Genomic DNA, 20,994 nt, shown 5'->3' with positions numbered 1-20,994 from the left:
TCTACCAGTCAGTCCCCTCATATGGAGTTGGTTTTGCTTTTGGATGGGATTCTCTGAATCTCCAAACTTGCCAAATAATAGTACCTGAAACAACGGCACCAACTACAAATGCAATAGTCATCATTCTAAAGAATAAATTCCAAATAATCACTCTACGATCAAGATATTCACCTGGTTCATCACCTGCAGCAAATGCATACTCTATAGCAGGAACCATTACTAAAACTGCCAATACTAAGAATAACCCGACTATACCCTTCATAGTGAATGACTGTCGTGACCTATGATTTCTATTTAAGGGTTTTCAAGATTATTAGCTACCAACCTTGATCGAAACGAGTTGGATGCATTACATTAAGTCCTGAAATTGAAAACTTGCGTTTATTTTCCCTAAAGAGATTCAATGATGCATTTGCTATAATTAACTCAAAGAGGTTTGTAGGAGACAAGTCAACTACTGTTGAAAGCATTGCTTTGATTGGGTCCATGTGAGTTACTAGTACAACATTTTCATCAGGATGTTTTTCAACCACATGATCTACTATTCCTAATACTCTCTTTCTAACCTGATCAAAAGTTTCTACGCCGTTGTGTGCAATTTCAAGATCACCTTCATAAAATTTCATAAAGACATTTCCATGATCATTGAATATCTCATCATAAGCCATACCAGTAAATTTTCCCATATCAAGTTCGATTAATCTTTCATCAATTTTGACATCAAGTGAGTTATGTTTTCCAACAATTTCTGCAGTGTGTTTTGCTCTTTGAATAGGACTTGAATAAATTGCAGAGATATTCATATGCTCAAGTAGTTCTGCAGTATGCTGTGCTTGTTGTTCCCCAACATCAGTTAACGGAACACCTTCGGTTCTACCTGCCAGGATTCGTTCAGTGTTATTTTTTGCCTGACCGTGTCTTAGAAAAATTATCTGTCCCAATTCAATCGAAATTCAAATAGAGATAATAATAACATTGTCTGTAGTTAATCATGAAAGTAGGAATTATTGGTGGAACCGGCGGAATGGGCAAAGGTTTTGCTCTAAGATGGTCACAAAATCATGATGTAATAGTTGGCTCTAGAGATGCTGCAAGAGCAGCAGAATCAGCTTCAGAATATACAAATTTAGCAAAAGAAGCATTTGGAGAAATTAAAGGAAGTATTTCAGGAAGCGATAATGTTTCAGTTGCAAAAGAAAGTGACGTATTGATTTTATCAATTCCCTACGAAAACATTGATTCAGTGTGTTCTGGAATATTGCCAGAAGTCAAAGATAATTGTGTTATAATATCACCAATTGTTCCAATGACTAAAACAGATGTGGGGTTTGAGTGTGTTTCAATTAAAGATAACAAACCATTCTCATACAAATTAGTATCAAACCACATGAAAAACAAATCAAAATTGGTTTCTGCATTTCATGTAATTTCAGAAAAGAAACTTGTAAATCCGACTTTGGAACTAGATTATGACATTTTTGTTTGTGGAGATGACAAAGAGGCAGTAGGTGTAGTCAATACCTTAATTGATGAAATTAAGGGATTAAGATCAATTTACTTGGGACCAATTGAATTGTCATATCTTGCAGAAATGTCAACACCATTGCTACTTAATGCAATGATTCAAAACAAGATAAAAAATCCTGGAATCAAAATTATCTAAGTCAGTTCTTTTATCATGAGTCACGAATACTATAGGCAAGGTAGAAATTGGTATACGGCTATTGGAGTTTTATTTTCTGTAATGGCAGGAATAGTGCTAGTCAGACAGCTATTGATATGGGGACCAGAATTTGTTGAGGAATTTTTATTGAATGGAGATATTACTAATGAAAAAGTATCAATGGCAATGCTTGCATTTGGTATGTTTATGATAGCATTAGGATTTAGAAGACATGAGCAAAAAAGATGAATTTCTAAAAACACAAAAGATACTGCGTTTAGCTACTGTTGGAAAAAACAAGACACCACATATTGTTCCTGTTTGGTATAGATATAGCGCAAAAAAAATCTACATAGGCACAAACACTAGAACACAAAAGGCAAAAAACGCAAAGAAAAACAACAAAGTCTCTTTTTGTATAGATACAGGAATTAATGCACCTAACATCTATGGTGTCATGGGACAAGGAAAAGCAAATCTGATATTAAAAGAATCTAAAGTAAAATCAATTGCAAAAAATATTCTACTGCGATACTTTAAGACACTAGAAAATAAATCAGCAAAAGAATTACTTGATGATACTGACTGTATTATTGAGATTGTTCCTGAAAAGATTTCTGTGTGGAGTTATTGAGTAACAAATTCTTCAATCTTGTTCATTGCTGAATCTAAAATTTCAAGACTAGGAAGATATACCAATCGGAAATGACCACTGCCATATTTCTCTCCAAAGCCAGACCCATGTACAGTTAAAACTCCTTTTGATTCTAGTAATTTTGTAACAAATTCTTTGTCTGTCCTAAATCTATTGTCTTCAATTTTTGGAAATGCATAAAATGCACCTTTTGGATTTGGGCAAGAAAGTCCAGGCATCTCATTTAATCGTTTTACAACCAAGTCTCTACGCTTTTTAATTTCAGAAACAAAGTTAGAGATATAATTTTGAGGTCCTTTTAATGACTCTAATGCAGCATGTTGAACAGGCAAACTAGTTGCAATTCGTACTCGAGCTAGTTTTGGAAGATTCTCGCGTATTGCATCAAGTTTTGGTGAATTGTTAAATGCAATATAGCCAATTCTCCATCCAGACATCAAATGAACTTTGGAAAAACCATTTAGAACAATTACTGGAGAGTCTCCTGCAACTTTGCCAATTCCTACAAATTTTTCATCAAAGATAATTTGATCATAGATTTCATCACAAATAATGTAGAGATTATGCTGATTTGCAATCTCTACTAACTCTTTGAGGGATTTTTCATTAAATACAACTCCTGTTGGGTTGTTTGGACTAATCAAACAGATGGCAACAGTTTTTGAAGTAATTTTGGATTTTATATCATCAATATCAGGAGTAGAATTTTCCAAGTAAACTGCAAATTCTACAGGTACACCACCATGTAATCTGACATAGGATGCATAAGGTGGATAATATGGTCCTGGAAGTAATACTTCATCTCCTTCTTCAACAATTGATGAAATTACCATGTCTAGTCCTTCTGAGACTCCATTTGTTACTAGAATTTCATCAGCAGATATGGATAATCCTTTGGCATTTTCTTTTTTTGCAATCTCTTGTCTTAATTCCAAAAGACCTTCAGAAGTAGAATAGTAGTTTTCGCCTTTGTTGATTGCATCAATCAAAGCTTGTTTAACATTATCAGGTGGCTGAAAACCAAATTGCACAGGATCACCAATGTTAAGGTAATCTACTTTGATTCCTTTTTGTTGCACTTTTCTTGCAGCTAGAACAATATCTCTAATTGCATACTCTACACCTGCTACTTTTTTTGATACCTTCAAAGTATCTAGACAGATATTTAGGCCTGTTAAATTCTTACTTGTTTGGACTCGTTGCACAGCCTGGATAGTGCGGGCGGCTTCGAACCGCCAGGTCGAGGGATCGAAGCCCTCCGAGCCCTTTAGATTATCTTATTAAGCAAATAATTTTCCACAAGAACGAAGTGAAAGTATCACTATTAAAAATTGGACTGGCTTTGATAATTGTTGGAGCAGTTTGGATTTCAATAGTTTTTGCAGAGACTGAAAAGATTCAGGATGTAACAAATTTAAAACAATCAAGTTCTTTTGAAATAAAATTAGAGTTTTCAGGTACAGATATTGGATTTTACAAAGTTCACATGCCAGAATTTGCAGGTCAGGAGATATTTGTTCAGATTCTAGATGTTAATGATAATGTAATTCAAGAGCAAACTGTTCAGACAAGAATGTCAGTAGGATATTTTGATTTTAATGAAAGTGGGGCATATACTGTAAAAGTAACAAACTTGGCAAAAAATCAAGTTAGTTTGGAGATAGAGTTTGGTAATACAAATTCAAAAGAGATGATCCCTGCAGGAATAATGATTTTGGTTGGCTCAATTGCTATGATAGTAATGTCATATCTAAAAATTAAAAATTACAAAATGGCGCAACCTGATGAGAATATTTCATAAACAGGAATACATTGTATTATATGTCCAAAAATTAGAACTATGTTAAATCCCAACCATATTGTAAAGAACAAAAATGTTACAATTGAGAATGGCAGTAATATTTTGAGTTTTGTGTGTTCTTTATTTTTTAAAATTAACAATCCACCAAGTGAACCTAATACAAGTCCCAATTCAAGTGGTTGATGAGACCAAGATACTAGACCATCAATTCCAAATATTTCATGAGATAGTGAATCACCAAATCCTGAAATTATTTGAATAACAGAGCCGACCATTACTAGTTTTATTCCAGTTTTTAGAGAAGAGTTTATTGATTTTCTAATTATCAGTATCCCTCCCAATATTGCAGCAGCAGTGATCATTGAGACTCCAGTGTAAACAATCATGTGAGATGGACTCCAAAAGAATTCAGGTTCTTTTTGAAGGTGGGATATTGCATCCCAAAATCCTGCAGAAACTGTGATGACTGGACCAATAACAGATAGAATACATATGATACGTACAAGATTATCAGACTTTGTAAGTGTGTAATTTGAAATTCGTTGAATTAATCTCATTTTATTCAGACTGTATCAAAAGGGATATTTGAAATGTTGTAAGAATATCAATTTGAAAAAATTAACTTTGTGGCTAATTTTTAGAATTAACTATATTAGATGATATGATTTAGTAATTTTATGAGTCCTGGAATTGGATTAATGAAAAGAAGACTAGAAAAGGAAAAAGATGCCATAGCCCTTGCAGTATCAGGCATTGCAAAAAAATACAATGTTGTACCAGATTCGATTAAGACTTTGGAGACAAAGTATCACGATGATGCTGGAGATTGGTATGTAGCATTGGGTTGGGATGAAAAAAAGGCAATAATACAAATGGATTCGGTTCAGGGAACAATTACTGAAATTAAAGAAATCTAAGTAGTAAAATTATTCTAATTAAAGTCAAATTTTGGGCTAAAATCCAGAAAATATAGTAATTTTTAGTTCTGGTTTCACGTTACAATCATCTCAGAGGTAATACTAGTTGTTCATCTTCACATTGGAAAAATAGTTCGTTATCATTTAGTTGAATATCACTGCAAACAAAACCACGAAAGTCTTGTGGATCATTGTCTGTAGTTCCATCTTGTCTTAAATCAACATGGTATCGCAATAGACAGTCATCAACATCAATATATGCATAGTAAAATATTGGATCTCCCTCAACAGTGTACAATTTGTTTTTTATGCTTGCATGTTTGCACTCTTGAAAAGATTTTACAAAGCATTTGCCATCAGGTTTTCCCATAATGTCGTTGCATGTAGCAGGACTAGTGTCATATTGTCTTTGGCTTTCGTCTTTGCCTAAAACTTCATCTATTACAGGTCTAAAATTAGGAAGCAAAGAAATTGAATAAACTACACAGTCATCAGAGAGAATAGAATTGCAATAAAATGTGCTGCCAATGCTTATAGTTGCAGGAATTACAATTAATCCTGAAAACAAGATTATTCCAATTAAGATTACTTTGTTTCTAGTTTTCATTTTCTCATATCCTTCTTACCAATTCTTACTTTTAGAAAACCGATCAAAGAGTAAATTCCAGTTCCAATCAAGACCATAATGCTTCCAATAATCATATAATTTCCTACAGGAGTTGACGTCTTACCAACTTCAGGAGTAATCGGAGTCATTCCCTCAGGCAGATTTTTTGGAGGCTCTGACGTAATCGTCTCAAAGCTTAGAATAGTAATTGCAACACCTAACACAAGAAAGATTACAGCAATTATTGTAATGTATCTAGTTTTCACTTTCCAAACTCCTCATACTCTATTTTCTCACCACAATAAGGGCAATAGTTCATTGCAAAAAATGCAATATTGCCATCAATGCTCATATCTTTAAAGTGGAATTTTGCCCACTTTACATTCCACAGTTGAAAGTACTTGTCATGGTCCTTGAGCTGCTTGCAACACCACCAAGTCCTGTAAGTATCAACTCTATATTCTGTAAACTTTTCACAGGTAGGATCATCATAATGTCTAGTGAAAAATACTTTCAATGATTCAGGTTCAAATTATGAGACTCATAAAGTGTTCTAATCTTTTGTAAATAGATGGTGTGAGGTAAACGGTCTGGGAATTAGCCTCCAACCTATCTATTGTGATTTGAGTTCTTCATATTATGATAAAAGCAACACGAATGAATCGTTCATGCAAATTCTCAGCGTTTCCTAAATACTATTTTGAAGAACATGATGTAATTGAAACTCTCACCAAGCAACTAACCGTTGTTGGTCTTAAGTTTCAATTGTCAAGAGTCTAGTTTTCATTTTTAATTCCACTTTTCTATAATTATTGAAACATCAAAGGGAATCAGTTGTTGTGCTCTTTGTACATAGTATTCATCTGCATTGGGAATTGTATCGTATATTGCTCTGTTAAAACCAATCATAATTCCCTTGTCATTAGTCCACATTTCATTCCAAGGGATTTCAGAATTTTGCAAAATTGCTGCACCAGTTTCATGTTTGTCTTCAACAGTCATATCATCAACATTATTTGGTATGATAAAGATGGTACCACCACCCATATGATCTGACGCAATACTTCCAGGAGCAGGTAATGTTCTTGAGTGCCATTCGTATATTCCAGGCGAATCAAAAGTCATTGTTGCATCAGATAGTGGAAAAATTGTGGGGCCATACCAATCTGGATTCTGCCAATTCCCATCACCTTGAATTCTAATTGGTACTAGATGTTTATTTTCAAATTTAACTTTGATTTCCTCATCTCCTTGAACTAGGAAATTGTGCGGATAGACTCTAGGTTGATTATCTGTTTCCTCTCTTATGATAATTGTGTTATTGGTACTAAGAGATGATTTAGGTGGCAATTTTATGCTAGTGTCAAAAAAATCCACCTCGGAAATTCCTACAGGATAACTTGCTTGAGCCCTCATGGTCATTCCAGATAGTCGATAAGTATTCCCATCCGTGCCATTCACAAATGCCTCAAAGGATACATGTGGAGGCAATGATGTGAGAACCATCCCAGAATACACATTAAAATCGGGATTAGCGACCTCAATGTTTTGTTTATCTAGTTCAATCATCATTGCGTTTTTTATAACAAGAGCACCTAATTTGGTGAAAAATTCATCTCTGCCTTCTTTCTCATAATAATCCATCAAGCTTTCATTACTTTCATTTTGCCATTGGTTTACATTTTTGCCAAGATATGTATCAGAAATTACTTGTTCAGAGTTTTGGTAATTAAAACGCCCCGAAGTATTTTTGTTTGTAAATTGATCACTGGAAATTAAAAATGCAGATACGAAGACACATATCATTACAACAATACCAATAGTTATCAATAGTCTAGTTTTCATTTTCTAATTAATTTCCTAATGACTGAAGATCTATACAATAAGATTCCTGCAACAGAGAACATGATGATTGGGATCATCAATCCAATGAACCTAAAATCAAAAACCCATCTTATGATTTGTTCAGGTTGAGATAAGAATATCATTACGAGAGGATCTAAAGACGAAATAAGGTAAGGCATTCCGAAATACAACAACAGTCCTGCCAAGATCAAAGAAATGTAGGGTCTGCTTGGAATCTTTTTTCTTTTTAGGATAAAATAAGGTACTAAAAACAGTGCAGAGATTCCCACAGACAAAGCAGTTAGAGGTAAAATTGTATGATAAAACAAACCACCCATAAAATCCAAGGCATAACTTGGGGCCAAATCAGGATCCATATCCATGGTCCCACCACCGTATACCGTATCCCAGATATGGGGTGTAGGGTAGATTAAGAATATCACCACAAATAAAACAAGATAGGTAGCTGTAGCAATGCCCATGGCAATTATCAGGGATTTGTTGTCACTGTTTTTCAAATATTTTTGAACCATATGTGCCACGGATCCTGCAACTATCCCAATTACAATTGCAGCCATGGGTCCCAAAATGTCATGAAACGGAGCCACAAGAGCTGCTCCAGAAATTATGCTTAAAGAAATTCCAAATACTTTGAAAGTCTTGGATGCCCATGCAAACAAGAACCAAGAAAACATAGAGAAAATAATTGAAAGCAACAAAACGATGCTGCTACTTACTGTGATTCCGCCCACCATAATCTGATTTCCCATAGAATTTTGGATTAGTGAAATCAAAGAAAATAGTACGACTAGAGATGAAGTAATTATCAAAAATTTAATCTTCATTTTCTTTTATCTTCCCACATTTTCACGATTTATTTTTTGTTCATAAGTTAGACAAATCCTAGACCGTCTTTTATCCAACAAGAGATACTGATCGTTCCTGAATCAGGATAGCACGGGACAAAAATAAACTCAAAAATTCCGCCAATCATGCTAATGGCCTCATTGATTCCAAGCAAGGCAAAAATTATTGTAACCACAAAAAGTTTCGGATGCTTGTCATAGAATGCGTATAGTTCTTTTGGTTTTTTCTCTGGATCGTTGCTGTTCAACATCGGCCACAGATATTTGAAGAACAAATATCCAATAATGGCATAAATAATTAAGACAAACAAGACCTATCTCACGCCTCATTTGTCATGGACGTGTTTTGTTGGTTAATTGGAATTCTAAATGTCCAAGGTCCTTCTACAATCACTATCTTTGGAAGTGGCATGTTCTCTATTGGAGTCATATGTGGAGGCGGCCTTGGTGGTGGCGGGGGTGCATTCATACTCGTTTTGTTTTGCCTTACCCACTGTATCTCTTTGATGGTCAGAATGATTTCTTTGGCATGTGTGTCAAGAGTTGGTAAAAAGATATGATGCCATGAGTAATCGGATATTATTTCCATTGTTGTAGGATCTGGTCCGCTGGAGCCTCCACCGCCTCCGCTTCTGTTTGTACTAACATACTGATTCCCCAGATCATCTTCCAAGGTGATAATTAATCTTGGATGTTCATTATACATCATCCTATTCATGTGATTCATTTTGCGAATATCTGCAAAATCAGACTCTGAAATTTTTATGCGTTGATGCGAATACCAGATAAGCTTCATCATGTCAGAGTAGACTTCTAGCGAAGGTATTGTAAATTCCGTATCATCTACAAGAATCTGTTTTGATATTGAGACTACATTGACAAGTTTTTTTGGTGTAAATCCATGCGGGTCAAAAATTTTTGCAAGATCTGCATCTTTAAACTCAAATCTTGTGTTTTCAGTAATTTTCCAGAATGATTTTCCTTCAGGTTTCACATCAACAATTGCAGATTGAAACGACTTTGGAAACGAAGGGGTGCGTGAACGATGCCTGTTTCCTCGAGCATTATCCATGTCAGAGTATGTCTCTTGATTTTCTTTTTCCTGCATCTCCTGTTGTTTTTTTTCGTGCCATTCATTCTGGAAAGGAATGTCAATTCTGTCATTTTCTGTCACAATAAAACCTAGGATTTCAGAATAATCTAGATGTGAGTGGTATCCAGGCATCGTTTTCTCAGCTATGTTAACAGTAGCTAGAGTGACAAGTTCTGCTTCTGGAATATTCTCAGATTTTATTTGTGATTCTGGAAACTTGCTGAGCTTGACTGTTTGCTGCCACTCTCCTAAAATATCCACATTGCACGATACAGGACCATAAAGAATGATTTTAGGATACTGCGGTGCTTTTTTTTCAGGATTGTTTAGATATTCCACTTCTATTTCACGTGTATCTATTTCCTGCAAATCAGAATCAGACATGAGCAAGCATATTGCAGCAGTACTTTTGGTGTTGCCGCTTATCCTGACTATATCCCCTTCTCTGATTCCGAATTTCTGCATGTATTGTGGTTCAATCTTTACAATTGTTTTGCATTGGTAAGGATCAACATTATTCTCAAGTCTATTTCTTCTTTTATGCACTACCCTAAATTCGATTGAATTGTCATTATTATTAGTCATGGTAATACTTGTAGATTTGATTTCTTAATAGGACATTCATAAAGTATGCTATTAACTTGAACTTAATTCAGAGGTCAAATCATTTGTCTGCTAAAGAAATTTAATTATCAATCTTATTTTAAAATGATATGACTAGTGCAATTGTTCTAGGCGGTTCAAGAGGAATAGGAAAGGCAATCTCAGAATCACTAAAAACATTAGAAATTGATGTTTTTGCAGCATCAAAAAATGATGTAGATACATCAGATTTGTCTAGTGTAAGAGAATTTGTAAAAGATCATAATCAAGTAGATATTTTGGTGCTAAATACAGGAGGACCTGCCCCAAAACCATTTAAAACAATTACAGAAGAAGATTGGAAATTATATCACAATCAATTATTCTTAGGATTTTGCACAATATTACAAAATATCAAAATAAATGACAACGGGTACATCTTTCTTATCAGTTCAAATGTAATCAAAGAGCCAAATTCAAAATTGATAATTTCATCAGCATATCGTGCAGCGTTTGCAGAAGTATTCAAAGTATTAAGTAAAGAATTTGCTGAAAATCAAATTAGTTGTATCAATATTGCACCAGGACCAATAAACACTGATAGAACTCAAGAACTAATAGAAAATGTTGAAGAATTCAAAAAATCACTACCTATGAAAAGACTAGGAGAACCAGAAGAGATAGGGAATTTTGTAAAGTCAATTATTCAAAATAAGATAAAGTATTTGTCAGGTGTCACAATAAACTTTGATGGTGCAAATTCGAATTATATTTTCTAAAACTATTTTTTAAATTCAACATTTGGGGTATCAGGTTGACCTGCAATTGCAATTAGGCCACCATCACGCAGTTGTTGTAACAATTGCATTACTTCTTTTTCTACTTGATTTCGTTGTAGCCCTGTTTGTTGTGCAAAAATTTCTACCAAGTCTGTAACTTTACGTTGTCCATTACATGATTTCCAAAAATCAACAATTGCTTGATTTACCATAAATCCTTGATCATGTTCATTTGCCAACACCATTGAACCATCTTCTTGTTGAACTAGTTTTCCAACTCCTTGAGGTAATGCTGTTTCATAATTGATTGGTGCAGGGGTATTCATACCAGCCCCCATATTTTTGATTTTGATTTTTGCCTCCTCAGACATTTTATCCATAGACCAAGGGGGGTCCCATACAATATCGATATTTACATTATTTACTCCAGGAACTTTTTTGACAAATCTTGTTGCATCAGAAACTAGAGTTTCATGTAGTGGGCAACCTTGTGTAGTCATTGTCATTTTAATATTGACATCATTATTTTCAGCCACATCAATTCCATAGATTAAACCCATTTCTACAATATTTAGAGGAACTTCAGGATCCATACATTGTTTCAAAGAATCTTCAATTGCTTGTGGAGAAATTGTACTCATATTTCTTAAAGCAATTTGAAAAACAATAAAAACTTTCTATTAATTAGCTTCAAATAATTTTGGAATAGATTCCTCATATGGTGCAGTAGCCACGCCTTTTTCAGTAATTATTCCAGAAATTAGTTCTGGTGGAGTCATATCAAATGCAGGATTGATTACTCCTATATCATCAGGAGCAGTTTTTTTATCACCTATTCCAGTAACTTCACTGCCTTTACGCATCTCAATTATTACATCTTCAGATTTTGTTTCCAAGTCAATTGTAGATAATGGTGCTGCAACATAAAATGGGATTCCATGCTGTTTTGCCATCGTAGCTACTTGATAAGTACCAATTTTGTTGAAAACATGACCTGTTTTTACAATTCGATCTGCACCAACTACAACTTTGTTAACTAGACCATTTGCCATGGAGTAACCTACAGCAGTATCAGGAACTAAACTGACATCAAATCCATCATGTTTTAATTCAAATGCAGTTAGTCTTGAACCTTGTTGAATAGGTCTAGTTTCAGTCGCTATAACTTTGATATTTTTTCCACTCTCTCTTGTTGCTCTAATTACGCCAAGTGCTGTTCCATATGCAACAGTTGCTAAGGCACCAGCATTACAATGAGTCATTATAGTATCATTATCATCAAAAAGAGCAGAACCATTTTTTCCCATAGCTTTGTTTATTTCGATATCTTCATCTGCCATTTTTTTGGCAGTAGAAATTACCAATTCCTTAATTTGTTCAATTGAATCTCCTGTTTTTGCAATAGTCATTATTTTTTCTAATCCCCAACCAAGATTTACGGCAGTAGGTCTAGTAGCAAAAAGAATTTTTCTTGCTTCTTCAAGATCAGAAATAAGTTCATCCTTTGTAGTGGCTTTACTTTGTAAAACAGCCAATGCCAAACCAAAAGCTCCAGAAACTCCTATTGCAGGGGCTCCTCTAACAATCAGGGTTTTGATGGCATTTGCAATTTGATTAAAATCATCATATTCTACAAATACAAGTTCATTTGGGAGTTTTGTTTGATCAATCATTACAACTTTGTTATTTTTCCATTCAACAGTTCTAAGTGATGAATCGATCAAATTTTCAGTCATAGATAATCTCAAAAATAGCTTTTTAAAAACTAATGGCACATCAATGTGCAAAAAAATAAGCAAAATAAGATTAAAAGAATTCACTAGTTATCATAAACACAAAACCAAGGTCGTGAATTTTTAAAATTATTTGATTTATTTGTAATACCAAATCTTTGTTGAGGGCGTGTGAGGTGTCTATGAGCAGAAACTTTTGGCAGATAAAATTGCCGGTGAAGGGGTCTAGAGATTTTCTCAGTAATTTTTTTCAAGGATTTTTTTCCACAACGTATACATTGAAATCTCTGCCCTTTACCTTTAGATTTCATTTTTTTATTACATTTTTTACATATTGGATTTGATGTTTTAATTTGATTTTTAAGAGAAATGATTTCAATAAATTCAAGATTTATAACTCTAGGGAAATTTTTTGAAGCTTTTCTTACTCCCCCGCCCACAGAAATTTTATCACCTTGGATCAAATTAGATGCAACAACAAACATGCCTGTTGGTTTGTAAACTGCACACCAAAATTCATTATTGTTTGAAAGTATTTTGAAAAAAACATGACCTCCCTTAACAATTTTAGGAGAATTTGATACAATGCCAGTTAGTTTTCCAGAGGCATATGGCTTCATAGTTTCAGCAGTGAGTTCATTTTTCAAATGATCACCCGTACCTTGATTTGACTTGAAGATCATATAACCATCTAATTTTTCTTTACTTTTCAAAAGCTTAGAAGCATAAACTAATGAATCTACATTCTCTCCACGGATTCCAAAAAAAACAGGATCAGGACCATGAGGAGTAATCAAAACTCGTCCTTTTTTTGTATCAAAACTGTTGAATGTATCAGGATATGTTTTTTCTTGCATCTCCTTGACACTGTTAATTGAAATCTTTCTTTCTTTTCCAAATTTTTGTTTCTTACGATAACTCAATAATTCTAGTGTATGATCATGAAAAGAATATCCTATTGCACCAATTGCGCCAACAAGTCCTTGTCCATTTCCTTTGTAAAAATACTCAAGATTATTTTTTTGAGCAAATTTTTTTGCACTATCTCGATTAATCAATTGCCATAAAGCTAAATTGCTAAATTTTGTAAATTCAAAAGGAATAGACTCACTTTCAAAAAAAACCAATCCAGGATTTGCACCATTTTTAGTATCAGAGTATTTTGAGACAAGATTTTTGATTTGGTGTTTTATTTTTGATGGATTACTAGTCTTAATTCTAATAGAGACAGCACCATTTCCCCGAGTTTTCCATGGGATATTTGGATTAAATCGTATTAATTTTGGAAAATCAAGAAATTCTATTTTTTGTTTTTTAAGCAAATTAACTACTTTGTATGCTAAAAAAGTAGTACACATCCCTTTTGGAGAATCAGTATCATCAAAGCCGATATTAAGAACAGTTTTTTGTGTCATAATTTCTTTAATTAATTCAGACATTTTTAGTTGTTGTAAATGCAGTTGGTTTAAATTAATAAAATAATATTTCAAGCTAAATTGATAGTTATAGATGAGGAAAGAATTTTTCAGGAAATTAAAGCAAAAAATCCTGCATCAGTTTCATTAAATGGTCCAGATGGTATTTTGCCACAAGTGCAAGAAGCTGCAAAAAATATAACTAAAAAATTTGGGATTCCCGCATATGTTTTAGCTGATACCACTTGGGGAACATGTGATTTGAACTCAAATGGTTCCAAAGTACTTGGAGCAGAAATTCAATTCAATATTGGTCATACAATAAATACTGAGACATATGAAAAGAATTTGATTCTTATTGATGCATATGATGATGTAGAATTTGACAGTGTTGCAAAAAAATGTATCAACATACTAAAAGGAAAAATAATTTCGTTGGTTACAGACAGTCAGCATTTACATCAAGTAGACAAAGTTGAAAAGATTCTAACAGAAAATGGAATTACAGTAAAGATCGGGAAAGGCAAGGGACAATTAAATGACGGACAAGTATTTGGCTGTGAATTTTATCCTGCAACAGATCTCAAGAGGGAAGTTGATGCATATATCTTCCTAGGACAAAGTAACTTCCATGCTTCTGGAATTGCATTATCTACTAATTTACCAACATATGTTTTGGATCCTTACTTTAATGAGGTAAGGGAGGTAACAGACTTTGCGCAGAAATTAAAAAAGAAGGCAACTCTTGCAATCTACAAAGCAGCTGAAGCAAAAAGCTTTGGAGTAATAGTTGGATTAAAGGAAGGTCAGCTATCAAAGGTGTTTGCATTAAAAATTAAAGAAGAATTAGAAGCAGAAGGAAAAGAAGTTCAATTATTTGCACTTACTGACATTACAAATGACAGATTAAGGAATCTAAAAGGAATTGATGCCTTTATTCAAGTAGCATGCCCACGAATTTCTACAGATAATCAATTTGACAAGCCTGTTCTGTCTTCACCTCAGGCAAATGCATTACTAAAAATTCTTCGAAATGAAAGTATTGAAGGATATTTAGAAATTCCACATTGGCTATGATATCAATTTTTGGAATAGAGGATCATTAGAAAAATTTTCAAAAGATTTAGATGTTTTTGCTTTAATTTTGTATTGAGCTCCCTGAGAAATTGCCTTTGCAAGTACAAGTAAGGAGTCATTAATTTTCGAAAGCATTGCAAGGTTACAGGATTTATCAAATAAAACATCACCATTGTTAGGATAATCTTTTAAAATTTCATCACAACATAGTATAGAATCAACATATTGACTCATAGAAAATAATATTCTTTCTTTATGATATAATGCAATGTTATATTTTGGATTTTGCTCTAAAATTTTATTACATAATGATAATCCCTCATCAAATTTACCAAGTTTTCGAAAAGAAGAAATTTTGTTTATTAATACAGAAAGATCTTCAGGATGATTTTCAAGGGCAGCATCATAGCATTTTAAGGCATTAGCAAAATCCTTTAGTTTACTTAAAGCATATCCTTTATTATTAAGGGAACTAAGATGTGTTGGATTTTCATCAAGAATTTGATCATAATATAAAATCGCTTCTTTGAATTTTCCTTTTAAGAATAATCTATTTCCTTCATCTAAAATAGAATTTATTTTAGGATCATCTGTTTTAGTCAACTTGGCTTCATTATGATTTTTCCAAAAAGTCCTTTACCTTTTAGCATTTTAGTATGTGCTTCTGCTGCTCTCTCAAGTGGAAAAACTGAATCTATTATAGATTTTATTTTTCCTTGAGACATCCAATAGAATCCTTGTTCAAGTTCGGCTCTTGTTCCTTGAGTTGAGCCTAAAATGTTGACTCCTTTAAAGAAAATGTGTCGCAGATCAGTTTTGGCATCATATCCTGTTGTAGCACCGGTAGTAACAATAGTTCCACCATAATTTAGAAGAGTTAGTTCTTTGTTCCAATGTGAACCTCCAATGTGTTCAAAAATAACATCAACTCCAGGAACGTCTCCATGTTGTTTTGGTATTTTTTTTGCAATTGATCTTACTTCTTTATGCCAATCATCTTTTCTGTGATCAATTGCATAATCAGCACCAAGTTCCAATAATTGGTCTAATTTTTCAGGACTAGCAGTTGCAATTACTGTGCAACCAAAAAGTTTTGCAATTTGAATTCCATAGTTCCCAACACCTGAGCTCCCACCCATTATCAAAACTAATTGTCCTGGTTGAATTTTTGCTCTACCAACCAACATATGCCATGACGTTAACATAGTCATTGATGCAGCTGCTGCCTCATTGTATGAAACACTGTCAGGAATTTTTACAACGTTTACTTCTGGAAGATGCGTGTATTCACAATATCCACCCCAAAGAGGACCTGTTTCAAATCCCCAAATGGTTCGTTTTTTACAATCATATTCTCTGCCATCAGTACATACTTTACAAACTCTACAAGACATGTTTCCATGAGAAACTACTCTATCACCTACTTTGATATTTTTTACATCACTTCCAATTGCAGTTACTTCACCTGCCGCATCAGTTCCAGAAATATGAGGCAGAGGAATAGCCAAAGGTTTGCCCCTCATTCCCCAGATATCATCATAATTTAGAGATGCAGCCTTTACTTTGAAAACTACTTCATTTGATTTAGGCTCAGGGATTGGAATATCTTTGATTTTTAAAATTTTTGAAAAATCATCATCTGTAGTATATTCATCATAAACCAAGGCTTTCATGATTTTTTTCATATTTGAGGAGATATATGATTTATCAAGATCGTTTTTACCACAAACAATTATAATCATAAAAACAAAAATTTTAGCATGTCTGAGAATGCTACATTTCCAGGTGAAAAAATAGCAGCTATTGAAGAATATGAGGCTGGATACAATGCTTTTGATGATGGAGACATGGTCAGAGCAGCAACTATTGGCAAAAAAGACATTGATAAAACTACTAGAACTGCCAACATCAAGCATCCAAAAGATCTATCCATACCAAAAGTAGGAGATATTGTGATTGGAACTGTTGCAGCAGTAATGTCATCTATGATTGCAGTCTCAATTGATTACATAAATGGTAACCCTACCACATCAAAAGTGGAATGTGTGTGTTCAACAAGGAATATCAGAAAAAGAAATATTGCACTTGTAAATGATATAGCGAAATTAAAAATTTTAAATCATCTCAATGGTACTATTCATGCAACAATTAATGAGCCAAACTTAGGAATACTCTTTACAAAATGCCGAAAGTGTGGTGAAAAAGTGGTTCCAATGCGAGATGCTATAAAATGTACAGAATGTTCATGGATCGATGAGAGAAAACTATCTACAGACTTTGGCAAAAGTGATTTTGTTAAACTGAGAGAATAAAAATGATTAATGTATCGTTCCAAGGTGAACGAGGCGCATATAGTGAGGCAGCAGCAAGATCGTTTTTTGATGAAAACATTGAAACAGTACCATTTGCAACATTTGCCGAAGTTTTAGAAAATACATCTAAAGATAAAACAGAATACTCAGTTTTGCCTGTAGAGAATTCATTAGAAGGAAGTGTTGGGGAAAGTTATGATTTATTGTATTCAACATCTCTAAATGCAACAGGTGAAATATATCACAGGATAGAGCATTGCCTAATTGGAATTGGTAAAATTGATGAAGTAGATACAATTTATTCACATCCACAGGCTCTGGGTCAATGTAGAAAATTTATTGAACAACATAAAATGAAAACAATTCCTGCATATGATACTGCAGGTAGTGTAAAAATAATCAAGGAATTGAACAAGAAAAATTGTGCCTGCATTGCAAGCAAAACAGCCTCAACAATTTACCAAGTGCCTATAATTGAAGAAAACATTGCAAATAACTTGAATAATTACACAAGATTTTTGATATTATCAAAGAATGAATCACCAAGTACAGGAAATGATAAGACTTCAATAATTTTTTCAATAAAACATGAACCTGGATCATTGTACAGAATAATAGAGAATTTTCATAAAAACGAGGTAAATCTAACAAAGATTGAATCTAGACCTACTAGAACAAACACTTGGGAGTATAATTTCTATGTAGATTTTGAAGGACATCAAAAAGATTCTAAAATTTCAGAAATGTTAGAAAAAATTAAGCAAGATACATTATTTTTGAAAGTTTTGGGATCGTATCCTTCAGCAAAACTAAGCTAAAAGCCTTTAGGTTTTCTTAATGTAAAACCCATACTAAATCCAATAATTACCATACCAGAGATAATTACCATGAGATCAAAAGTAAACCAAATCGGATCAGAACTCCTAATCAAGGTACCTGTAATTTCTAATTCAGTATTTCCAGTATTTTGAATTTTGATTCTTGTTTCACCATCTGCTAAATGAATCCAATCTATGGCTAATTCCTTTTTGTATGATGTTTTAGGAATTTGTAATCCATCTACAGGACTGGTCATTTCTAAATCAAAAGAATCACCAATAATTTTCATCATTTGTGGAGTTCCATCAGGTGCAGGAATTGTATACACGGTAGAATCTCCAACATCAACAATATAATTTTCGTTTATTGTTATTGTTCCAATATGAGTGATTAATGAATATCCACCTATTCCAATAATTATGCTACCAACGACTAGTCCAATTATAGTTCGCTTTGATAACATGATTCAATCAATTCTGATACTGCTTAAAAAATTATCTACATTAGAGAAACGTCATGAGGCTGACTTTCTGCAAACCCAGCTCTTGACATTTTGATAAATTCTGCATTTTCTTGCATTTGTGTAATTGTGTGGGCCCCACAATAACTCAAACCTGAGCGTACGCCACCTGAAAGTTGTTTTAGAATGTCAACAACTGTTCCCTTGTAAGGAACCATAGCCTCAACTCCTTCTGCAACATAATCATTCAAATCATCATCAAGCGAAATTGAACCCGTTTCTTTTGATTTTCTTCCAATAGAAGCAGCAAGAGAAGCCATACCACGATAAACTTTGAATCGTTTACCATTTTTTGTCAAAACTGTTCCAGGGGATTCATCAGTTCCACCAAGCATACTTCCTACCATTACAGATGAAGCACCAGCAGCTAATGCTTTTGTTGCATCACCAGAGGTTCTTGTTCCACCATCAGAAATAATTGGAACTCCATGATCATTGCCAATTTTTGCACAATCCATCACTGCAGTCAGCTGTGGAACACCAGAACCTGTAATCACTCTAGTGATACAAATCGAGCCAGAACCTACACCAACTTTAACTGCATCAACACCAGCTTTAATCAAATCTTCAGCACCTTGAGCAGTTGCAATGTTACCTGCAATTAATTCACAATCAGGAAATGCTTTTTTAATATTACGAACAGTACTGATTGCATTTTCACTATGACCATGTGCAATATCAACAACAAGAACATCAGTTCCTGCATCCAATAAAGATTCACTTCTCTCTAAAAAGTCACCTTTGACGCCAACTGCAGCACCAACCAAAGGTCTGCCTTTTTTATCTTTTGATGCATTTGGATAATCAGTATTATTTGTAATGTCTTTACTTGTAATCAATCCTTTGATAATTCCAGAGTCATCAACAATTGGGAGTTTTTCAATTCTATGTTTATGCAAAATTTCTTTTGCTTCATCCAAAGTAACTCCAGGTTTTGCAGTAACAACATCTTTTGTCATTACATCAGAAATTTTTCCATTCGGATTAGCAAAAAGTAAATCTCTTTCAGTAACAATTCCTACCAATTTAGAGTTTGAATCAACAACTAACAAGCCAGAAATTTCTTTATCTTCAGCATAATCCAAAGCATCTTGAATGGATTTATCTGATGGAATAGAATACGGGTTCTCTATCATAACACTACCTGAACGTTTCACCTTTAGCACCTCATTTGCCTGCTCTTGAATGGTCAAGAATCTGTGAATAATTCCTATACCTCCAGCACGAGCCATTGCTACTGCCATAGATGACTCAGTTACAGTATCCATATTTGCACTGACAAAAGGGATGTTAATTGTGATATTTCGAGATAATTTTGTGCTAAGATCGGTCTGACTTCTACTTGTAATATCTGAATATTTGGGTACAAGAAGAACGTCATCAAAAGTTAATCCTTCTTTGAATTCCAATGAAACCTTGTTAAGAAAGTTGAATATTGATTATAAGCCTTTGTGTTATTTTTTCAGATTTGATGCAATAGTCACTACATCTTTTGTAGCCTTTACATTATGAGTGCGTATAATATCAACACCATTAATCACACAAATTGCCTCAGTTGCAATTGAACCATATAGTCGATCAGACGGATCTTTTTGTTGTAAAAGATTCCCAAGAAAAGACTTGTTTGAAACTGAGATCAAAACAGGATAATTTCCCTTTATAGAATTCAAATTTTGGATAATTGTCAGATCTCTTTTTATCCAATCAGATTTGATTTTTGTAAAAAATGGTCCTTTTCCATCTTTTCTAAAAAATCCAATAGAGGGATCTAATACAATTTTGTTGGGCAAGACATGTGATTTTTTTGCAATTTTCAAACTGTCTTGAAGTAATTTTTTTGTTACCGTTACTGTGTTACCAATCACAGTTTTTGAGTCAAAAGCACATAAAATTAGAGATGGTAAAAACTCTGCAACAACATCTTTCATTTTTTTATCATATTTTAATCCAGAAATGTCATTAATGATTTCAACACCGTGCTCTAAAGCATCTTTAGCAGGTTTTGCTCTACAAGTATCAACAGATATTGGAATATTAGATACGCTTTGAATAATTTTTACTGCTTCAAGAATTCTTTTTGATTCAGTTTTTTCAGATATGACAGTAGATAAGTAGGGTGCAGTAGACATGCCACCTACATCAATAAAATCAGCGCCATCATTTTCCATTTCTTTTATAGAGTTCTTTATCTGAGTTTTGGTAGTGCGAATAGATTTTTTGTAAAAGGATTCAGGACTAGTATTCAAAATACCCATGATTCGAACAGGATTTTTCCCACCTACACCAACATTTGCAATTTTAGTCACATGG

The 20,994-nt window shown here is 33.7% G+C and carries 28 protein-coding genes and 1 tRNA gene; 10 read left to right on the top strand and 19 right to left on the bottom strand.

Translation table 11 applies throughout. From position 1 onward, the window contains the following. Position 1: 1 nt before the first annotated feature. Together C6989_RS03275 and C6989_RS03270 are read right to left on the bottom strand one after the other, a co-directional pair. A complete protein-coding gene (locus C6989_RS03275; RefSeq protein WP_148702711.1) occupies positions 2 to 262 on the bottom strand; it encodes a cytochrome c oxidase subunit II in 261 nt (86 codons plus the stop codon). A gap of 55 nt (positions 263 to 317) precedes the next feature. Beyond that, complete coding sequence (locus tag C6989_RS03270; RefSeq protein WP_182126335.1) at positions 318 to 941, bottom strand: histidine phosphatase family protein; 624 nt, start codon at positions 939 to 941, stop codon at positions 318 to 320. A 50-nt stretch (positions 942 to 991) separates the two neighbouring features. Between C6989_RS03270 and npdG the strand changes: the two genes are divergently transcribed. The 3 genes from npdG to C6989_RS03255 are packed head-to-tail and all read left to right on the top strand — an operon-like array spanning position 992 to position 2,297. Then, on the top strand, positions 992 to 1,663 hold the full coding sequence (npdG, locus tag C6989_RS03265) for an NADPH-dependent F420 reductase (RefSeq protein ID WP_182126334.1): 672 nt from the start codon (positions 992 to 994) through the stop codon (positions 1,661 to 1,663). Between the two features lie 15 nt (positions 1,664 to 1,678). Continuing rightward, complete coding sequence (locus C6989_RS03260; protein ID WP_182126599.1) at positions 1,679 to 1,912, top strand: hypothetical protein; 234 nt, start codon at positions 1,679 to 1,681, stop codon at positions 1,910 to 1,912. Further along, a complete protein-coding gene (locus C6989_RS03255; protein WP_148702707.1) occupies positions 1,896 to 2,297 on the top strand; it encodes a pyridoxamine 5'-phosphate oxidase family protein in 402 nt (133 codons plus the stop codon). The genes C6989_RS03260 and C6989_RS03255 overlap by 17 nt, the downstream gene beginning before the upstream one ends. Here C6989_RS03255 and C6989_RS03250 read toward each other — a convergent pair. Then, positions 2,291 to 3,466 carry an aminotransferase class I/II-fold pyridoxal phosphate-dependent enzyme gene (locus tag C6989_RS03250; protein ID WP_182126333.1) on the bottom strand — a complete coding sequence of 392 codons (1,176 nt, stop codon included), beginning with the start codon at positions 3,464 to 3,466 and terminating at the stop codon, positions 2,291 to 2,293. The genes C6989_RS03255 and C6989_RS03250 overlap by 7 nt on opposite strands. Positions 3,467 to 3,510: 44 nt before the next feature. On the opposite strand from C6989_RS03250, the gene C6989_RS03245 reads away from it, so the two are divergent. After that, positions 3,511 to 3,585: transfer RNA gene (locus C6989_RS03245), tRNA-Arg, on the top strand. 42 nt (positions 3,586 to 3,627) lie between these two features. After that, on the top strand, positions 3,628 to 4,119 hold the full coding sequence (locus C6989_RS03240; RefSeq protein ID WP_148702705.1) for a hypothetical protein: 492 nt from the start codon (positions 3,628 to 3,630) through the stop codon (positions 4,117 to 4,119). Here C6989_RS03240 and C6989_RS03235 read toward each other — a convergent pair. After that, positions 4,083 to 4,676 carry a hypothetical protein gene (locus C6989_RS03235; RefSeq protein ID WP_182126332.1) on the bottom strand — a complete coding sequence of 198 codons (594 nt, stop codon included), beginning with the start codon at positions 4,674 to 4,676 and terminating at the stop codon, positions 4,083 to 4,085. The genes C6989_RS03240 and C6989_RS03235 overlap by 37 nt on opposite strands. A 120-nt stretch (positions 4,677 to 4,796) precedes the next feature. Between C6989_RS03235 and C6989_RS03230 the strand changes: the two genes are divergently transcribed. Continuing rightward, positions 4,797 to 5,036 carry a hypothetical protein gene (locus tag C6989_RS03230; RefSeq protein ID WP_148702703.1) on the top strand — a complete coding sequence of 80 codons (240 nt, stop codon included), beginning with the start codon at positions 4,797 to 4,799 and terminating at the stop codon, positions 5,034 to 5,036. Positions 5,037 to 5,121: 85 nt separating this feature from the next. Here C6989_RS03230 and C6989_RS03225 read toward each other — a convergent pair whose 3' ends face one another. The 7 genes from C6989_RS03225 to C6989_RS03195 form a co-directional block, all read right to left on the bottom strand. Continuing rightward, entirely contained in the window at positions 5,122 to 5,643 is a 522-nt protein-coding gene (locus C6989_RS03225; RefSeq protein ID WP_182126331.1) for a hypothetical protein, read from the bottom strand. Beyond that, the gene (locus tag C6989_RS03220; protein ID WP_182126330.1) at positions 5,640 to 5,909 is read right to left on the bottom strand and encodes a hypothetical protein; all 270 of its coding nucleotides are present in this window, start codon (positions 5,907 to 5,909) and stop codon (positions 5,640 to 5,642) included. Before C6989_RS03220 ends, C6989_RS03225 begins: the two co-directional genes overlap by 4 nt. Next, positions 5,906 to 6,160 carry a hypothetical protein gene (locus C6989_RS03215; RefSeq protein ID WP_182126329.1) on the bottom strand — a complete coding sequence of 85 codons (255 nt, stop codon included), beginning with the start codon at positions 6,158 to 6,160 and terminating at the stop codon, positions 5,906 to 5,908. The genes C6989_RS03220 and C6989_RS03215 overlap by 4 nt, the downstream gene beginning before the upstream one ends. 272 nt (positions 6,161 to 6,432) lie before the next feature. Continuing rightward, positions 6,433 to 7,488 (bottom strand): hypothetical protein, encoded by a 1,056-nt coding sequence (locus tag C6989_RS03210; protein ID WP_182126328.1) that lies wholly within the window; start codon positions 7,486 to 7,488, stop codon positions 6,433 to 6,435. After that, positions 7,485 to 8,333 (bottom strand): ammonium transporter, encoded by an 849-nt coding sequence (locus tag C6989_RS03205; protein WP_182126327.1) that lies wholly within the window; start codon positions 8,331 to 8,333, stop codon positions 7,485 to 7,487. The genes C6989_RS03210 and C6989_RS03205 overlap by 4 nt, the downstream gene beginning before the upstream one ends. A 47-nt stretch (positions 8,334 to 8,380) precedes the next feature. Continuing rightward, complete coding sequence (locus C6989_RS03200; RefSeq protein ID WP_182126326.1) at positions 8,381 to 8,602, bottom strand: hypothetical protein; 222 nt, start codon at positions 8,600 to 8,602, stop codon at positions 8,381 to 8,383. 71 nt (positions 8,603 to 8,673) lie between these two features. Further along, positions 8,674 to 10,032, bottom strand: a complete 1,359-nt coding sequence (locus C6989_RS03195; RefSeq protein WP_182126325.1) for a hypothetical protein — start codon at positions 10,030 to 10,032, stop codon at positions 8,674 to 8,676. A gap of 128 nt (positions 10,033 to 10,160) precedes the next feature. Here C6989_RS03195 and C6989_RS03190 point away from each other — a divergent pair, with 128 nt between their 5' ends. Next, positions 10,161 to 10,808, top strand: coding sequence for an SDR family NAD(P)-dependent oxidoreductase (locus tag C6989_RS03190; RefSeq protein WP_148702681.1), 648 nt, complete (start codon positions 10,161 to 10,163; stop codon positions 10,806 to 10,808). 2 nt (positions 10,809 to 10,810) lie between these two features. Here the strand turns inward: C6989_RS03190 and C6989_RS03185 are convergent, their stop codons facing one another. The 3 genes from C6989_RS03185 to C6989_RS03175 form a co-directional block, all read right to left on the bottom strand. Continuing rightward, positions 10,811 to 11,449 (bottom strand): PqqD family peptide modification chaperone, encoded by a 639-nt coding sequence (locus C6989_RS03185; protein WP_148702680.1) that lies wholly within the window; start codon positions 11,447 to 11,449, stop codon positions 10,811 to 10,813. Between the two features lie 39 nt (positions 11,450 to 11,488). Beyond that, a complete protein-coding gene (mtnA, locus tag C6989_RS03180; protein WP_182126324.1) occupies positions 11,489 to 12,544 on the bottom strand; it encodes an S-methyl-5-thioribose-1-phosphate isomerase in 1,056 nt (351 codons plus the stop codon). An 83-nt stretch (positions 12,545 to 12,627) separates the two neighbouring features. After that, positions 12,628 to 13,980, bottom strand: a complete 1,353-nt coding sequence (locus C6989_RS03175; RefSeq protein ID WP_182126323.1) for a tRNA(Ile)(2)-agmatinylcytidine synthase — start codon at positions 13,978 to 13,980, stop codon at positions 12,628 to 12,630. Positions 13,981 to 14,037: 57 nt separating this feature from the next. Here C6989_RS03175 and dph2 point away from each other — a divergent pair, with 57 nt between their 5' ends. Continuing rightward, the gene (dph2, locus tag C6989_RS03170; protein ID WP_182126322.1) at positions 14,038 to 15,033 is read left to right on the top strand and encodes a diphthamide biosynthesis enzyme Dph2; all 996 of its coding nucleotides are present in this window, start codon (positions 14,038 to 14,040) and stop codon (positions 15,031 to 15,033) included. Here dph2 and C6989_RS03165 read toward each other — a convergent pair. Further along, positions 15,028 to 15,636, bottom strand: coding sequence for a tetratricopeptide repeat protein (locus C6989_RS03165; RefSeq protein ID WP_148702676.1), 609 nt, complete (start codon positions 15,634 to 15,636; stop codon positions 15,028 to 15,030). The two genes, dph2 and C6989_RS03165, sit on opposite strands and share 6 nt — an antisense overlap. Continuing rightward, the gene (locus C6989_RS03160) at positions 15,633 to 16,706 is read right to left on the bottom strand and encodes a zinc-binding dehydrogenase (protein ID WP_182126321.1); all 1,074 of its coding nucleotides are present in this window, start codon (positions 16,704 to 16,706) and stop codon (positions 15,633 to 15,635) included. Before C6989_RS03160 ends, C6989_RS03165 begins: the two co-directional genes overlap by 4 nt. Positions 16,707 to 16,793: 87 nt before the next feature. Between C6989_RS03160 and C6989_RS03155 the strand changes: the two genes are divergently transcribed. Both C6989_RS03155 and pheA read left to right on the top strand, forming a co-directional pair. Beyond that, a complete protein-coding gene (locus tag C6989_RS03155) occupies positions 16,794 to 17,345 on the top strand; it encodes an exosome complex RNA-binding protein Csl4 (RefSeq protein ID WP_148702674.1) in 552 nt (183 codons plus the stop codon). 2 nt (positions 17,346 to 17,347) lie between these two features. Further along, complete coding sequence (gene pheA / locus C6989_RS03150) at positions 17,348 to 18,163, top strand: prephenate dehydratase (protein ID WP_148702673.1); 816 nt, start codon at positions 17,348 to 17,350, stop codon at positions 18,161 to 18,163. On the opposite strand, the gene C6989_RS03145 is transcribed toward pheA, so the two are convergent. Genes C6989_RS03145 through folP form a run of 3 tightly spaced genes read right to left on the bottom strand, consistent with a single transcriptional unit; the run spans position 18,160 to position 20,990 of the window. Beyond that, complete coding sequence (locus C6989_RS03145) at positions 18,160 to 18,627, bottom strand: hypothetical protein (RefSeq protein ID WP_182126320.1); 468 nt, start codon at positions 18,625 to 18,627, stop codon at positions 18,160 to 18,162. The genes pheA and C6989_RS03145 overlap by 4 nt on opposite strands. Positions 18,628 to 18,662: 35 nt before the next feature. Then, complete coding sequence (gene guaB / locus C6989_RS03140; RefSeq protein WP_148702671.1) at positions 18,663 to 20,093, bottom strand: IMP dehydrogenase; 1,431 nt, start codon at positions 20,091 to 20,093, stop codon at positions 18,663 to 18,665. Positions 20,094 to 20,138: 45 nt separating this feature from the next. Then, a complete protein-coding gene (folP, locus tag C6989_RS03135; protein WP_148702670.1) occupies positions 20,139 to 20,990 on the bottom strand; it encodes a dihydropteroate synthase in 852 nt (283 codons plus the stop codon). Between the last annotated feature and the right edge of the window lie 4 nt (positions 20,991 to 20,994).

The organism is Nitrosopumilus sp. b2 (genome assembly GCF_014078535.1).
GTDB classification, from domain to species: domain Archaea; phylum Thermoproteota; class Nitrososphaeria; order Nitrososphaerales; family Nitrosopumilaceae; genus Nitrosopumilus; species Nitrosopumilus piranensis.
Note: the sequence above shows the minus strand (reverse complement) of the source record. Positions and strands in the feature narration are given on the sequence as shown.

Coding starts and splice junctions, on each gene's coding strand:
- C6989_RS03205 (WP_182126327.1), bottom strand. CDS start 8,333: ATGAAGATTAAATTTTTGATAATTACTTCATCTCTAGTCGTACTATTT.
- C6989_RS03210 (WP_182126328.1), bottom strand. CDS start 7,488: ATGAAAACTAGACTATTGATAACTATTGGTATTGTTGTAATGATATGT.
- C6989_RS03175 (WP_182126323.1), bottom strand. CDS start 13,980: ATGTCTGAATTAATTAAAGAAATTATGACACAAAAAACTGTTCTTAAT.
- C6989_RS03255 (WP_148702707.1), top strand. CDS start 1,896: ATGAGCAAAAAAGATGAATTTCTAAAAACACAAAAGATACTGCGTTTA.
- C6989_RS03225 (WP_182126331.1), bottom strand. CDS start 5,643: ATGAAAACTAGAAACAAAGTAATCTTAATTGGAATAATCTTGTTTTCA.
- C6989_RS03145 (WP_182126320.1), bottom strand. CDS start 18,627: ATGTTATCAAAGCGAACTATAATTGGACTAGTCGTTGGTAGCATAATT.
- C6989_RS03260 (WP_182126599.1), top strand. CDS start 1,679: ATGAGTCACGAATACTATAGGCAAGGTAGAAATTGGTATACGGCTATT.
- C6989_RS03195 (WP_182126325.1), bottom strand. CDS start 10,032: ATGACTAATAATAATGACAATTCAATCGAATTTAGGGTAGTGCATAAA.
- C6989_RS03275 (WP_148702711.1), bottom strand. CDS start 262: ATGAAGGGTATAGTCGGGTTATTCTTAGTATTGGCAGTTTTAGTAATG.
- C6989_RS03160 (WP_182126321.1), bottom strand. CDS start 16,706: ATGAAAGCCTTGGTTTATGATGAATATACTACAGATGATGATTTTTCA.
- C6989_RS03230 (WP_148702703.1), top strand. CDS start 4,797: ATGAGTCCTGGAATTGGATTAATGAAAAGAAGACTAGAAAAGGAAAAA.
- C6989_RS03235 (WP_182126332.1), bottom strand. CDS start 4,676: ATGAGATTAATTCAACGAATTTCAAATTACACACTTACAAAGTCTGAT.
- pheA (WP_148702673.1), top strand. CDS start 17,348: ATGATTAATGTATCGTTCCAAGGTGAACGAGGCGCATATAGTGAGGCA.
- C6989_RS03190 (WP_148702681.1), top strand. CDS start 10,161: ATGACTAGTGCAATTGTTCTAGGCGGTTCAAGAGGAATAGGAAAGGCA.
- C6989_RS03155 (WP_148702674.1), top strand. CDS start 16,794: ATGTCTGAGAATGCTACATTTCCAGGTGAAAAAATAGCAGCTATTGAA.
- C6989_RS03185 (WP_148702680.1), bottom strand. CDS start 11,449: ATGAGTACAATTTCTCCACAAGCAATTGAAGATTCTTTGAAACAATGT.
- npdG (WP_182126334.1), top strand. CDS start 992: ATGAAAGTAGGAATTATTGGTGGAACCGGCGGAATGGGCAAAGGTTTT.
- mtnA (WP_182126324.1), bottom strand. CDS start 12,544: ATGACTGAAAATTTGATCGATTCATCACTTAGAACTGTTGAATGGAAA.